Source organism: Variovorax sp. GW821-FHT09B05 (genome assembly GCF_059418265.1).
The window spans coordinates 135795-149087 of record NZ_JBWKPN010000016.1 but is presented as its reverse complement, the minus strand read 5'-3'; the positions used below and the strand labels follow the sequence as shown (position 1 = coordinate 149087).

Genomic DNA, 13293 nt, shown 5'->3' with positions numbered 1-13293 from the left:
CACGCGCGCGCCGTCGTCCGTAGCCCACCGCCGCGCGGCTACGTATCGGTACGCAAGGGTTAACCCTAGGTGGGCGTCTCCGGGGTGGCGCGGCCCCGGCTACAGCCCGTGCTCGCGCAGGAAGCGGTCGAGCTGGTGGCTGTTCGCGAGGCCGAGCTTGGCGAACGCGTGGGCCCGGTGGGTCTCCACCGTGCGCTGCTCGAGCGGCGCGAGCTCGAGCGCGATCTGCTTGTTCGGCTTGCCCTCGGCCACCAGCCGCGCCACCTGCATCTCGCGCGGCGTGAGCTTGTCCCACAGCGCCTGCGCGGCCTGCCGGGCCTGGCGCCTGGTGGCGATCTCGCCGGCGCGCTGCAGCGCGCGCGCGATGCTGTCGAGCAGCTGCTCGTCGTTGCAGGGCTTCTCGAGCCAGCCGAAGGCGCCGTTCTGCACCGCCTCCACCGCCATCGGGATGTCGCCATGGCCGGAGAGGAACAGCACCACCAGCGGGCTGTCCTGCGCGCGCAGCGCGTCGAACACCTGCAGCCCGCTCATGCCGTCCATGCGCAGGTCGAGGATGGCGCAGCCCGCGCGCTGCAGGTCGGCGCCGGCCAGGAAGTCCTCGCCCGAGGCAAAGGTCTGCACCGCGTAGCCGCGCGAGAGCAGCAGCAGGCCGAGCGAGCGGCGCACGGCCTCGTCGTCGTCGACCACGCAGAGGTTGTTGGCGGATGCGTTCATGGGGAGGGGATCTCCAGCACGAGGGTGAATACCGTGCCACCGCCGGGGCGGTGGTCGAACACCAGCCGGCCGCGGTGCGCCTCGACGATGGTGCGGCAGATGTTGAGGCCGAGCCCGAGGCCGCCGGGCTTGGTGGTGAAGAAGGGCGCGAACACCTGCTCGGCGAGCGCGTCGTCGATGCCCGTGCCGCGGTCGAGCACGCGGATCTCCATGCGGCCCTCGACCACCTCGGCCTCGAGCTCGACCACGCGCCGTTCGACCGGCGTGGCCTGCATCGCCTGCAGGCTGTTGGACAGCAGGTTCAGCAGCACCTGCTCGAGCAGCACGCGGTCGCCGCGCACCGGCGGCAGCGTGGCCGGGATGCGCACCTCGGCGCGCGACTGGCGCTGCCGCATCTCGCCCTGCAGCAGCGCGAGCGCATTGGCGGCCAGCGCCGCCACCGCGCAGTCTTCCGTGCCCGCGGTGCGCTGGCGCACGAAGCCGCGGATGCGCCGCACGATCTCGGCGCTGCGGCGCGCCTGCGCCATGGTCTCGTCGAGGCTGCTGGCCAGCAGCGCCTGGTTGCCCTGCTCGGCGAAGGCCTTGGCCGCGCCCGCGAAGCTGCTCAGCGCCATCAGCGGCTGGTTGAGCTCGTGCGCCAGCGTGGAGGCCATCTCGCCCAGGCTCGCGAGCCGCTGCGCATGCTGCAGCTGCTCGTCGTTCTGGCGCTGGCGCAGCTCGGCGCGCTTCTGCTCGGTGATGTCGACCACCGAGCTCATCCAGCCCGCATGGCCGCCGTCGGCGTCGATCAGCGGCGCGGTGTAGACCATGGTGATGACCTCGCGGCCGTCGCGATGGCGCAGCCGCGATTCGAAGCCCGACAGCGCGGGCTGGCCGCTCATCATGGCGTCGTAGTGGTGCCAGTGGCGCGGCACCTCGTCGGGATGCCAGTAGGGGTAGGGCGGCAGCTTGCCGAGCAGCTCGTCGGCGCCGTAGCCGGTCATCTCGCAGAAGGCCGGGTTGACGTAGGTGATGCGGCCCTCGAGGTCGCGCGCGCGCATGCCGACCAGCAGCGAATCCTCCATCGCCTTGCGGAAGGCGTGGGCCTCGTCGAGCTCGTGGGTGCGCTCGCGCACGCGCAACTCGAGCTCGCGCCGCGCATCGCGCTGCTCGGCGAAGCGGCGCTCGCGCAGCCGCCAGTAGAGGCCGCCCAGCAGCAGCACGCCGGCACCCAGCAGGCCCAGCATCCAGGTGCGTTCGCGGGCGCGCGTGACCTCGGCGTGGTCGACCATCACCGTGAGGGTCCAGCCCAGGTCGGGCAGCGGCTCGTCGATCGCGAGGAAGCTGCGCGGCTTGCCGCCGAGCGCGGTGTGCACCAGGTAGCCGGGCTCGCCGTCGCCGCGCTGCGTCTTCCAGGGCAGCGCGGGGAAGCTGGCGCGCGCGCCGTACTGCTGGTCGCGCCGCAGCCGCTCGAGCTGTACCGCGTCGAGCGGGCGCGTGGCCTGGTACATCCACGCGGGCACCGAGCTCAGGAACACGATGCCGCGCGCGTCGGTCAAGAGGATCGGGTCGCGCACGAAGGTCCAGGCCTCCTGCAGCGTGCGCAGGCTGACCTTGACCGTCACCACGCCGATCACCGCGCCCGCGTCCGAGCGCACCGGTGCCGAGATGAACAGGCCCGGTTCGCCGGTGGTCTGGCCTACGCCGTAGAACAGGCCGCTGCGGCCCGCGCGCGCATCGATGAAGTAGGGCCGGTTGGCATAGGACTCGCCGACGAAGCTCTGCGGCGTGGCCCAGTTGCTGGCCGCGAGCGTGAGGCCCTGCGGGTCGATCAGGTAGAGCGCGTCGGAACCGGCCTGCCGGTTCACCTCCTCGATGTAGAGGTTGGCGCGCTGCTTCACGGTCGCGTCGCCGGGGTGCGCGAGCGCGACCAGCACCTCGGGATGCAGCGCCGCGGTGAACGGCAGGTAGCTGTACTTGCCGGCCGAGTCGCGCAGGCCCAGCACGTGCACTTCCATCGCGCGGCGGATCGAGTCGGCCTGGAAGCTGGCCTCGCGCGCGGCCGCCCATTGGCCGGCGGCGCCGATCAGCAGCGCCGCGAGCGCGAGCAGGCCGGCGCCGAGCAGCAGCGCGCGCCGGCGGCGGCGCGCGCGGGGATCGTGGGAAGAAGGCGAGGAAGGCGGCATGGGCAGGCGGGTCGACCGGCGCGGCGCAGGGGATTCTGCCCTGATCGCCGCCGCGGCCTGCCCGCATGTGTCGCGCCGTGGCCGCTACTGCAGCTTGTAGTCGAGGGTCTTCACGAGCCGGCCATAGGCGGCGCGCCCGCTCGCCACGCGCAGGCCGAGCGCCTCGGGCGTGCTGGTGGCCGCGGTCACGCCGAGGCTCGCGATCCTCTGCGCGAAGGCCGGCGCATTCACCACCTTGGCGATGGCTGCGTTGTACTGGCGCAGCAGCGCGGCGGGCGTGCCGGCCGGTGCGAACACGGCCGTGAACATCATCTCCTCGAGGCCCGCGATGCCGGCCTCGGCATAGGTCGGCACCTCGGGCAGCCGCGCGATCCGCTCGGGCCCGTTGACCGCGAGCAGGCGCAGCTTGCCGCTCTCGACGTAGGGCAGGATCGCGCCCACGCCGCCGATGCCCGCGGGCACCTGGCCGGCCACGAGGTCCTGCACCAGCGGGCCGTCGCCGCGGTAGCGCACGGCCGTCATCGGCGTCGAGAGCGCGCGCCCCAGCACGCCGACCGCGAACTCGGGCCCGCTGCCGGGCGCGGGCACGCCCACGCTGTTCTGGCCGGCATGGGCCTGCGCCCAGGCCGCGAAGCCGCGGATGTCGGTCACGCCCGTGCCGACCACGGCGGGATTGACCGCGAACACGTCGAGGTTCGAAGTCACGAGGCCGACCGGCGCGAAGTCCTTCGCGACATCGAAGCCCGGGTTCGCCATCGTCACCGGCACGATGGACACCGTGTGCCCGTTCGAGAGGAACAGCGTGTGGCCGTCGGGCCGCGCGGCCTTGAGCGTCTGCGCCGCGATCTGGCCGCCCGCGCCCGCGCGGTTCTCGACCACCACCGGCCGCGCCAGCTCGGTCTGCAGCCCGGCCGCGAGCTGGCGCGCGATCAGGTCGGTGGAGCCGCCGGCCGGGAAGCCGACGAGGATGCGCAGCGGCGTGGTGTCGGCGAGCGCGAGCGTGCAGCTCGCCGTGACCGACGCGGCGACGAGGAGGCGCGCGGCGAGGGCGCGTAGGGAGGCGGGCTTCATGGCGTGCGGGGCGAAGGGGCCGAGTGGAGGGTGGCCGGATTGTTCGGCGCACGCCGCGCGGGCTCAACCGCAAGGACGCCGGATTTGGGCACCGATCGTTCGGCGCCCCGTGCCGCTCAACGCGCGCGCGCCGCGCCCTTCGCCGCCCACTGCGCGAGCATCGCCTCGACCAGCTGCGACACCATCGCGCGCGTGTCCGACCAGGCCATGGTGCGCGTCATGCATGGAAAGGCGATGGTGCCGAACACCGAGGCCAGCAGCGTGTCGGCCGCGAGCCGCGAGGACAGCGGCGGGCGCGGCAGCGTGGCGAAGAAGGCATCGACCGTGTCGTAGTAGAGCTGCAGGCTGTCGACCACCGCGCGCGAGCGGCCGAAGGGCCGGCCCTCGCTGTCCAGCGGCGGCGGCTCGCGCAGGCTGGGCGCGGGGAAGATCTCGAGGAACTCCTCCATGTGCGCGAGCCAGTGGTCGGCGGTGGCCATGAACAGCTTGTGCACGCGCCGCGCGGGATCGCGCGTGCGCGCGATGGCCTGGCGCAGGTGCTCGGTGGCGCTGTCCATGTCGCGGCCGCGGATGTGGAAGAACAGGTCCTGCTGGTCGTGGAAGTACTGGTAGATGCTGCCCGGCGCATAGCCGGCCTCGGCCGCCACGCGCCGCAGCGACACGCCGGCCGCGCCCTCGGCCGCGAGCAGCCGCCGGCCCGCGGCGATGAAGTCCTCGCGCACCAGCGCCTTGTCTTCCTGGCTGCGCGCGCGGCGGCGCAGGTCGTGCTTCGGGTCGCGCAAGGGCATGGAGCGTGGGGCCGGCGAGGGGCGTGGGGGCGATGGACGGCCGAAGTATAGGTGGCGCTGCGGGAAAACCCGGGCTATAAATGAACGCGTTCAAATAAGAATGCGCCCATGTCCTTCCTCTCCACCTTCGCCGATGCCGCGCCCGCGCCCTGCTGTTGCGGCGGCGCCGCCGCCGCCGCGCCGGCTCCGATGCCCGCGCCGATCGATGGCGCCTTCTCGCTGGTCGACCACTTCGGCACGCCGGTCGACCAGCGCAGCTATGGCGATCGCCACCTGCTGGTGTTCTTCGGCTTCTCGCACTGCGCGGTGGTCTGCCCGCGCGAGCTCGCCAAGCTCGGCGCGGCGCTGCGGGCGCTGGGCCCGCTGGCCGCGCGCGTGCAGCCGCTCTACGTGAGCGTCGATCCCGCGCGCGACACGCCCGCGGTGCTGCGCGCCTGCGTGGCGCGCCATCCGGGCGGCTTCGTCGGCCTCACGGGCAGCGAGGCGCAGGTCGAGGCCGCGAAGAAGAGCTTTCGCGTGTTCGCGCGTCGCGTGCCCGACGCGGCGGCGCCCGGCGGCTACGTGGTGCCGCACACCGCGCTGGCCTACTTCATGGCGCCGGGCGGCCGCTACCTCGCGCACTTCGCCGAATCGCTCGATGCGCCCGCGGTGGCGGCGCGCATGACCGAGCTGATGCAGGGAGACAGGCCATGAACAGCCCCGAAGCCTCGACGCCGCTGAGCGACCGGCAGGCCGGCCACCTGCGCCATTTCGCCAACCTCTCGCGACAGCCGGTCAACGACTGGTCGGGCATGCAGGGCCGCGGCACCGGCCAGGACGACTTCGGCGGCTACCGCTTCCAGCTCGCCTACATGGCCTATGCGATCGCGCTCGCGCACCGCCACCGGCTGCCGGCGGCGCCCGGCGCCTTCCGGCCGGTGTTCGAGCGGCTGATCGCCAAGATGCTGCTGCCCGAGGTCTGGATGTACTGGGCGCGCGTGAGCCGCGGCGGCAGCGTGTTCAACATGCACCGCTCGCACGACTACGAGGAGGACTGGAACCCGGTCGGGCGCGACAACATCATGTACAGCGCCTACGTGCAGTCGATGGCGCTGCTGCACCACTACCTGTTCGACGACGACCGCTATGCGCAGCCCGGCGCGCTGACCTTCAGCTACTGGTCCTTCTTCTGGGGCGGCAAGGAGCGCCGCTTCGAATACGACCAGCGCAGCCTCAACCAGCACGTCTACTGGCAGATGGTCGAGAGCGGCTACCTCGGCGTGGCCTGCGAGCCCAACTGCGTGTTCCAGATCTGCAACCAGCCCGCGATCCTGGGCTTTCGCATGCACGACCTGGTGCATGGCGGCGCGATGGCGGCCGAGGTCACGACGGCCTACCAGCAGGCCTGGGAGCGCTTCGGCCGGCTCGGCGCCAATGGCCACTACCTCACGATGATGGCGCAGGACACGCGGGCGCTGCGCGACAACGCCGGCCCCTCGCCCTGGGTCGATGCCTGGTGCGGCATGTTGATGAACATGTGGAACCGCGACTTCGTGCATGCGCACTATCCGGCGCAGCTCGCGGGCTGGCTGCTGCGCGGCGAGGACGGCGCCTGCTCGGTGCGCTCGGCCGAACGGCCGCCGGTGATGGGCCAGCAGGTGGTCAACGACGATTCCGATTTCGGCTGGGCCGCGGCCTGGGCCTCGGAGATGGGCGACGCGGCCACGCTCGAGGGCTTCATGCGCCATGCCGATCGCCACATGGCGCCGAGCTGGCGCGAGGGCGGCTTCCATTTCCCGCGCAACGACCAGCTCGAGGACGCGCAGGGCCATCGCACGCTGGTCGAGCCGATGACCGGCAACGTGCTGCTGGGCTATGCGAGCCTCAACGTGCCCGACGGGCTCTGGCGCCTCTACAACCAGCCCTGGCCCGAGCACCACCATCGCCAGCCCGCGCTGGTGCGCGTGGACGACGCGGTCGATGTGCGGCAGGCGGTGTTCGACACCGAGGCGCGCGTGCTGCGCTTCGCGCTGCGCCGCTGCGAGGGCGCGCGCGGCGGCGTCGAGGTCGAGATCGGGCGGCTGGCATCGCGCGGTGCCTGGACCCTGTGGTGCGATGGTGCCGAGGTCGCACGCGGCGAGGCGGACCGCATCGAAGGCGGCGCGGCCCTGGCGTTGCGTGCGACGCCCGAAGGCTTCGCGCTGCGCTGCCCCGAGGGTGCGACCGCGGCCTTCGTGCTGGCGTTCGGCGCCGGCTGACTCAGCCGCGCGTGGGCAGCCGCGACTTGCCGTAGCCGCGGTAGCGCTGGCGCACCGTCTCCATCTCCTGCGCGTCGAGGATCACGGGCGCGCCGAGCTGCGCGCTCATCCAGTACTGGCGCGCCAGGGTCTCGAGCTTGGCGGCGTTCGCCACCGCCTTCTCGACCGTGGCCGCGTGGCAGATCATCCCGTGGTTCGCGAGCAGGCAGGCGTTGCGGTTCTCGAGCGCATCGACCGCCGATTGCGCGAGCGCATCGGTGCCGAAGGTGGCGTACTGCGCGCAGGGAATGTCGTCGCCGCCGAAGCCCGCGAGCATGTAGTGGAAGGCCGGGATCGGCCGCCGATGCGCCGACAGCGCCACGCAGGCATCCGAATGCGTGTGGACCACGGCCTCGGCCTGCGGGTAGCGGCGGTAGATGGCGGTGTGCATCGCCCATTCGCTCGAGGGGATGCCCGGGCCGCGGGTCTCGCCGTCGAGCGTGATCGACACCAGCGCCCGTGGGTCGATGGTGTCGGCGTCGGCACCCGTGGGGCTGATCAGCGCGCCGCCGTCGAAGCGGCAGCTGATGTTGCCCGCGCTGCCGTTGTTGAGGCCGAGCTGCGCGAGCCGGCGATAGCCCGCGGCCAGGGCCTGGCGCAGGGCGTCTTCGGACAGGGGAAGGGGAGACGGGGACGTGGTCATGGGCGGTTCCTTTCGCGCGTCGGCGCGGTGAAGCGAAGGTGGGACGTTCGGTTCTTCAGCGGGCCGCGTCGCGCATGCTCTGCAGCATGGGCAGCAGCATGTCGACCGGACCCAGCTTGCCCGACTTGAGGCACAGCGCGAGCGGCGCGGCGCCGAGGGTCACCGCGCGCGCGATGCCGGGGCCGGCATAGGGGCCGACCTGCAGCCGGTCGATGGCCAGGTGCTCGAGCACCGAGCCCGAGGTCTCGCCGCCCGAGATCACGAAGCGCTTGACGCCCGCGTCGCGCAGCCGCACCGCGAGCCGGCCGAGGATGTCCTCGGCCAGCGCCGCGGCCTCGTGCCGGCCAATGCGCGCCTGCACGCGCTCGATCACCGGCGCATGCGCCGAGGTCGCGATCGCGACCGGGCCCTGCGGCAGCGCCGCGAGCGCCCACTCCAATGCCTCACCGATCACGTCGACGCCGTCGATCGCGCGCTCGACGTCGATCCAGTGCACCGGCCGTTCGCGCTCGAAGGCGCGCAGCTGTTCGATCGAGCGGTCGGCGCAGCTGCCGGCCAGCACCACGCCCGGGCCCTCGACCGCCGGCAGGCGCGGCGCGCGGTCGCCTGGTGCGAGCCAGCCGTGCTCGCGCCACAGCGCGGGGTAGTAGGCGCCGATCGAGGAGTTGCCGGTCATCAGCGGCCAGTCCCAGGTCAGGCCGGCGAGGGCGCGCAGGTCGTCGGGCTCGGCCGCATCGGCGATCGCGAAGCCGGTGCCTTCGGCCTCGAGCGCGGCCACGTGCGCGCGCATCGCCGCGGGGCCTGCATGCACCACCTGCTGCGGGATCAGGCCGACCCTGGTCGCGGTCTGCCGCTGCAGCGTGCGCACGAGGTTGGGGTCGAGCATCGGCGTCAGCGGGTCGAAGCGCTTGGGCGACTCCGAGATCAGCATCTGGTCGGCGAACAGATGGCCCTGGAACACGCGGCGGCCGGCCTCGGGGAACGAGGGGCAGAAGGCGGTGAGCTTCGCGCCCGTGAGCTCGCGCAGCAGGTCGGCGCAGGGACCGATGTTGCCGTCGTCGGTGGAGTCGAAGGTGGCGCAGTACTTGAAGAAGAGCTGGCGCGCGCCGCGCTCGAGCAGCGCGCGCGCGCCGGCCTCGAAGGCCGCGACCGCGTCGGCCGCCGGCACCACGCGCGTCTTGCGCGCGATCACCACCGCGTCGAGTTCGTCGCCGAGTTCGGCCAGGGCTTCGGGCCGCGTCACGAAGCCGCAGCGCACGCCGTGCGCCACCAGCATCGCGGCCAGTTCCATGCCGCCGGTCAGGTCATCGGCGAGGGCGCCGAACAGTAATGCCATGGGTGTCTCCGATCGTTCTCGTGCGAGGGCGGATGCCGGGTTTGTGAGCTATTGCGCTACAGTAAATATGATATATCATGCCTCAAAACTAACGCAACGAAGGGTTCCCGAATGTCGTCCGCCGCCTCGCAGAACAGGCCGAACCAGCACGATCTCCAGCTCCGGCAGCGCGCCGCCAAGGTCGTGCCCGGCGGCATGACGGGGCATCTGAATGCCGCGGGCCTGCCCGCGGGCTATCCGCAGTTCTTCGAGCGCGGCCAGGGCTGCCGCGTCTGGGACGTCGACGGCAACGAATACATCGACTTCATGTGCAGCTGGGGCCCGAACCTGCTGGGCCATCACCATCCGGTGGTCGATGAGGCCGCGCGCAGGCAGCAGGCCCTGGGCGACTGCCTCGACGGCCCCACGGCGCGCTTCGTCGAACTGGCCGAACGCTTCGTCGCGCGCAGCGCCCATGCCGACTGGGTGCTGTTCCAGAAGAACGGCACCGATGCCACCACCGTCTGCCTCATGGTGGCGCGCGCGGCCACCGGCAAGCGCAAGGTGCTGGTCGCGACCAAGGCCTATCACGGCGCCGATCCCTGGTGCACGCCGATTCCGCAGGGCATCACGCCCGAGGACCGCGCGCACCTCATCCACTACACCTACAACGACATCGCGAGCCTCGAGGCGGCCGTGGCCCAGGCAGGCACGGACCTCGCGGCCATCGTCTGCGCGGCCTTCAAGCACGACCTGGGCATCGACCAGGAGCTGCCCACGCCCGAGTTCGCGCGCCGTGCCCGCGCGCTGTGCGACCAGGCCGGTGCCGCGCTGATCCTCGACGAGGTGCGCGCGGGCTTCCGCGTGCATGCGGGCGGCAGCTGGGAAACCGTGGGCGTTCGCCCCGACCTCAGCGCCTGGAGCAAGTCGATCGCCAATGGCTACGCACTCGCGGCCGTGACCGGCGTCGACGCGCTGCGCGAGGCGGCCACGCGCATCTACACCACGGGCTCGTTCTGGTCGGGCGGTGTGGCGATGGCCGCGGGCCTGGCGACGATCGAAGTGGCGGATGCGCAGGACGTGGTGGGCCATGTGCAGGCCATGGGCCAGCGCTTCCGCGATGGCATCGCCGCGCAGGCTGCGAGCCATGGCGTGCCGGTGCGCCAGACGGGCCCGGCGGCGCTGCCGCTGATCTTGTTCGACGAGGACCCGGGCTTCGACAAGGGCGCGGTGTTCACCATCGAGGCGCTGCGCCGCGGCGTCTACCTGCATCCCAGGCACAACATGTTCCTGTCGCTGGCACACACCGTGCAAGACATCGATCGGGCCCTGCAGGCCACCGACGCGGCCTTCGCCGCCGTCGCAGCGCGCTTCGGCCGGCGCTGACGTCCCCATCTCCCGCACGCACGAAGAGGAATCCGCAGCATGGCATCCACGGCAACCCAACCGCCCGTTGCGGGCTCCGAACGCGTCGGCGGTGCCGGCATCGAGATCCGCGGCCTCGCCAAGCGCTTCGGCGCGGTGCGCGCGGTCGACGATGTGTCGCTGAGCGTGCAGCCCGGCGAATTCCTCGCGCTGCTCGGGCCCAGCGGCTCGGGCAAGACCTCGATCCTCATGAGCATCGCGGGCTTCGAGCTGCCCGATGCCGGCAGCATCGCCATCGACGGCCGCGACGTCACCTACCTGCCCGCGAGCCAGCGCAACCTCGGCATGGTGTTCCAGAAGTACACGCTGTTCCCGCACCTCTCGGTGCTCGACAACGTGGCCTTCGGCCTCAAGATGCGCGGCGTGGCGCGCGCCGAGCGGCATCGGCTGGCCGAGCAGGCGCTGGCCACGGTGCGGCTCGAGGGCTACGGCAAGCGCATGCCGGCGCAGCTCTCGGGCGGCCAGCAGCAGCGCGTGGCGCTGGCGCGCGCCATCGTCTACAAGCCGAAGGTGCTGCTGATGGACGAGCCGCTGAGCGCGCTCGACAAGAACCTGCGCGAGGAGATGCAGCTCGAGATCAAGCGGCTGCAGTCGCAGCTCGGCATCACGGTGGTCTTCGTCACGCACGACCAGGGCGAGGCGCTGACCATGGCCGACCGCGTCGCGATCCTCAACCAGGGCCGCATCCAGCAGCTCGACGCGCCCAAGGCGCTGTACGAGCGGCCGCGCACGCGCTTCGTCGCGGGCTTCATCGGCGAGACCAACTTCATGCCGGCCGAGATCGGCTCGCTGCGCACGCAGGGCGCGCTGGTGCAGCTGCCCGGCGGCGCGAGCCCGCGCGAGGTGCGCCCCGATGCGCTGGTGGGGCGCGTCGCCGCCGGCGGCCGCGCCGTGGCCGCGCTGCGCCCCGAGCAGATCGTGATCGGCAGCCCCGAGGACCCGGCCGCGCTGCGCGCCACCGTGAGCGGCGTGATCTACAGCGGCTCCACCGTGCTGTGCATCGCGCAGCTGTCCGACGGCACCGAGCTGCGCGCGCGGCTGCCCGACCCGAGCCGCGTCGCGCTCGCGGCCGGCGACCGCGTGGGCCTGCTGTGGCCGGCCGATGCGCTGCGCATCTATGGCGAAGAGGTGGCCGCGGCATGAGCACGGCGACCGCGCCCGCCATCGCGGCCTCGCCCTCGGCGTTCTCGCGCCTGTGGCTCGGCGGCCGGCAGCTCAGCGTGGCGGCCTCGGCCGTGCTGCTCGCGCCCTTCTTCGCGCTGCTGCTGCTGGTGTTCGTCTATCCGCTGCTGAGCCTGCTGTCGCTCAGCGTGCTCGAGCCGCATCCCACGCTCGCGAACTACGCGCGCGTGTTCGACAACCCGGTCTACGTGCGCGTGATGCTGCGCACCGGCTGGATCAGCCTGCTGACGACCGTGCTGGCGCTGGTGCTGGGTTTTCCGATCGCCTACCTGATGACGCGCGTGAAGGGCGCGGTGGCCGCGCTGCTCACGGCCTGCGTGCTGCTGCCGCTGTGGTCCAGCGTGCTGGTGCGCACGGCCGCCTGGATCGTGCTGCTGCGCCGCGACGGCATCGTCAACAACGCGCTGCAGTGGCTGGGCCTCACGGGCGAGCCCGTGAAGCTGCTCTACACCGAGGGTGCGGTGGTGCTCGCGATGGCGCACGTGCTGCTGCCCTTCCTGATCCTGCCGATCTACTCGGCGCTCAAGAACATTCCCGACGACTACATGCGCGCGGCCGCCATGCTCGGCGCCAACCGCCGGCGCGCCTTCTTCGAGGTGCTGCTGCCGATGAGCCGCGCGGGCGTGTGGAGCGGCTGCCTGATGGTCTTCCTCTCGGCGCTGGGCTTCTTCGTCACGCCGGCGCTGGTCGGCAGCCCGCAGGAGCTGATGATCGCCACGCTGGTGTCGCAGCAGGTGCGCGAGATGCTCGACTGGCCCTTCGCGGCCGCGCTGATCGGCGTGCTGATGGTGGTGGTGGCCACGCTGACCATGGTCTTCAACAAGGCCGTGAGCTTCAACCGGCTGATCGGAGGCGGCGCATGAGCAAGAACGAGAACACCGTGCGCCACCGCGCGCCCTTCGACCTGGGCGCCTTCTCGCTGCGCGCCTACGTCTGGCTGGTGGTGCTGTTCATCATGGTGCCCACGCTGATCATCGTGCCGATGTCCTTCAGCCCGGCCGACTTCCTGGAGTTCCCGCCCAGCGGCTTCACGCTGCACTGGTACCAGGAGTTCTTCGGCGATCCGCAGTGGCAGAAGGCGGCGCTGCTGAGCCTGCAGGTGGCCGCGCTGACCATGGTCTGCTCGGTGGTCATCGGCACCATGGTGTCGTACGCCATCGTGCGCGGCACCGAGCGCTTCCGCTCGGCCACGCAGCTGATGGTGATCGGCCCGGTGATCGCGCCGCACATCGCGGTGGCGGTGGCCTGCTACCTGTTCTACCAGCGCCTGGGCGTGGTCGGTTCGCTGGCCGGCTTCGTGGCGGCGCACACGGTGCTGGCGCTGCCCTTCGTGGTGTTCACGGTCTCGGCCGCGCTGTCGCGCGTCGACCCCGACCTCGAGTCGGCCGCCATGAGCTGCGGCGCGAGCCGCGCGCGTGCCTTCTTCCACGTGACCTTGCCGCTGATCGTGCCGGGCCTGCTGAGCGGCGCGCTGTTCGCCTTCATCATTTCCTTCGACGAGCCCGTGGTCTCGTTCTTCGTCTCGAGCGTGCGCCAGCGCACGCTGCCGCGGCGCATGTTCGAGGACATCGAGCAGAACCTCACGCCCGTGATCCCGGCCATCGCCACGCTGCTCACGCTGCTGTCGATCGCGGTGCTGATCGCCGTGGCGCTGCTGCGCGTACTCGAGCGCCGGCGCCGCGCCGAATGAGCGCACCCCCCGTTTTTTCCTGGT

The 13293-nt window shown here is 72.0% G+C and carries 12 protein-coding genes; 6 read left to right on the top strand and 6 right to left on the bottom strand.

What is annotated here, in order from left to right; all coding sequences use genetic code 11:
* Positions 1-99: 99 nt before the first annotated feature.
* The 4 genes from AC07RM_RS32560 to AC07RM_RS32545 form a co-directional block, all read right to left on the bottom strand.
* Positions 100-714, bottom strand: coding sequence for a response regulator transcription factor (locus tag AC07RM_RS32560; protein WP_395350328.1), 615 nt, complete (start codon positions 712-714; stop codon positions 100-102).
* Positions 711-2879, bottom strand: coding sequence for a sensor histidine kinase (locus AC07RM_RS32555; RefSeq protein ID WP_495337106.1), 2169 nt, complete (start codon positions 2877-2879; stop codon positions 711-713). Before AC07RM_RS32555 ends, AC07RM_RS32560 begins: the two co-directional genes overlap by 4 nt.
* Positions 2880-2963: 84 nt before the next feature.
* Entirely contained in the window at positions 2964-3950 is a 987-nt protein-coding gene (locus AC07RM_RS32550) for a tripartite tricarboxylate transporter substrate-binding protein (RefSeq protein ID WP_495337105.1), read from the bottom strand.
* Positions 3951-4066: 116 nt separating this feature from the next.
* Positions 4067-4738, bottom strand: coding sequence for a TetR/AcrR family transcriptional regulator (locus AC07RM_RS32545; RefSeq protein WP_431510310.1), 672 nt, complete (start codon positions 4736-4738; stop codon positions 4067-4069).
* Positions 4739-4846: 108 nt separating this feature from the next.
* On the opposite strand from AC07RM_RS32545, the gene AC07RM_RS32540 reads away from it, so the two are divergent.
* Together AC07RM_RS32540 and AC07RM_RS32535 are read left to right on the top strand one after the other, a co-directional pair.
* Positions 4847-5431, top strand: coding sequence for an SCO family protein (locus AC07RM_RS32540; RefSeq protein ID WP_495337104.1), 585 nt, complete (start codon positions 4847-4849; stop codon positions 5429-5431).
* The gene (locus AC07RM_RS32535; protein WP_495337103.1) at positions 5428-6975 is read left to right on the top strand and encodes a linalool dehydratase/isomerase domain-containing protein; all 1548 of its coding nucleotides are present in this window, start codon (positions 5428-5430) and stop codon (positions 6973-6975) included. Before AC07RM_RS32540 ends, AC07RM_RS32535 begins: the two co-directional genes overlap by 4 nt.
* 1 nt (position 6976) lies before the next feature.
* Here AC07RM_RS32535 and AC07RM_RS32530 read toward each other — a convergent pair whose 3' ends face one another.
* Both AC07RM_RS32530 and otnK read right to left on the bottom strand, forming a co-directional pair.
* Complete coding sequence (locus AC07RM_RS32530) at positions 6977-7657, bottom strand: class II aldolase/adducin family protein (protein WP_495337102.1); 681 nt, start codon at positions 7655-7657, stop codon at positions 6977-6979.
* Positions 7658-7712: 55 nt separating this feature from the next.
* Positions 7713-8993, bottom strand: a complete 1281-nt coding sequence (gene otnK / locus AC07RM_RS32525) for a 3-oxo-tetronate kinase (protein ID WP_495337101.1) — start codon at positions 8991-8993, stop codon at positions 7713-7715.
* Positions 8994-9104: 111 nt separating this feature from the next.
* Between otnK and AC07RM_RS32520 the strand changes: the two genes are divergently transcribed.
* Genes AC07RM_RS32520 through AC07RM_RS32505 form a run of 4 tightly spaced genes read left to right on the top strand, consistent with a single transcriptional unit; the run spans position 9105 to position 13269 of the window.
* Positions 9105-10358, top strand: a complete 1254-nt coding sequence (locus tag AC07RM_RS32520) for an aminotransferase class III-fold pyridoxal phosphate-dependent enzyme (RefSeq protein WP_495337100.1) — start codon at positions 9105-9107, stop codon at positions 10356-10358.
* A gap of 39 nt (positions 10359-10397) precedes the next feature.
* Complete coding sequence (locus AC07RM_RS32515; RefSeq protein ID WP_495337099.1) at positions 10398-11540, top strand: ABC transporter ATP-binding protein; 1143 nt, start codon at positions 10398-10400, stop codon at positions 11538-11540.
* Positions 11537-12442, top strand: a complete 906-nt coding sequence (locus tag AC07RM_RS32510) for an ABC transporter permease (protein WP_495337098.1) — start codon at positions 11537-11539, stop codon at positions 12440-12442. Before AC07RM_RS32515 ends, AC07RM_RS32510 begins: the two co-directional genes overlap by 4 nt.
* The gene (locus AC07RM_RS32505; protein ID WP_203202689.1) at positions 12439-13269 is read left to right on the top strand and encodes an ABC transporter permease; all 831 of its coding nucleotides are present in this window, start codon (positions 12439-12441) and stop codon (positions 13267-13269) included. Before AC07RM_RS32510 ends, AC07RM_RS32505 begins: the two co-directional genes overlap by 4 nt.
* Positions 13270-13293 lie beyond the last annotated feature (24 nt).

Coding starts and splice junctions, on each gene's coding strand:
- AC07RM_RS32560 (WP_395350328.1), bottom strand. CDS start 714: ATGAACGCATCCGCCAACAACCTCTGCGTGGTCGACGACGACGAGGCC.
- AC07RM_RS32555 (WP_495337106.1), bottom strand. CDS start 2,879: ATGCCGCCTTCCTCGCCTTCTTCCCACGATCCCCGCGCGCGCCGCCGC.
- AC07RM_RS32550 (WP_495337105.1), bottom strand. CDS start 3,950: ATGAAGCCCGCCTCCCTACGCGCCCTCGCCGCGCGCCTCCTCGTCGCC.
- AC07RM_RS32545 (WP_431510310.1), bottom strand. CDS start 4,738: ATGCCCTTGCGCGACCCGAAGCACGACCTGCGCCGCCGCGCGCGCAGC.
- AC07RM_RS32540 (WP_495337104.1), top strand. CDS start 4,847: ATGTCCTTCCTCTCCACCTTCGCCGATGCCGCGCCCGCGCCCTGCTGT.
- AC07RM_RS32535 (WP_495337103.1), top strand. CDS start 5,428: ATGAACAGCCCCGAAGCCTCGACGCCGCTGAGCGACCGGCAGGCCGGC.
- AC07RM_RS32530 (WP_495337102.1), bottom strand. CDS start 7,657: ATGACCACGTCCCCGTCTCCCCTTCCCCTGTCCGAAGACGCCCTGCGC.
- otnK (WP_495337101.1), bottom strand. CDS start 8,993: ATGGCATTACTGTTCGGCGCCCTCGCCGATGACCTGACCGGCGGCATG.
- AC07RM_RS32520 (WP_495337100.1), top strand. CDS start 9,105: ATGTCGTCCGCCGCCTCGCAGAACAGGCCGAACCAGCACGATCTCCAG.
- AC07RM_RS32515 (WP_495337099.1), top strand. CDS start 10,398: ATGGCATCCACGGCAACCCAACCGCCCGTTGCGGGCTCCGAACGCGTC.
- AC07RM_RS32510 (WP_495337098.1), top strand. CDS start 11,537: ATGAGCACGGCGACCGCGCCCGCCATCGCGGCCTCGCCCTCGGCGTTC.
- AC07RM_RS32505 (WP_203202689.1), top strand. CDS start 12,439: ATGAGCAAGAACGAGAACACCGTGCGCCACCGCGCGCCCTTCGACCTG.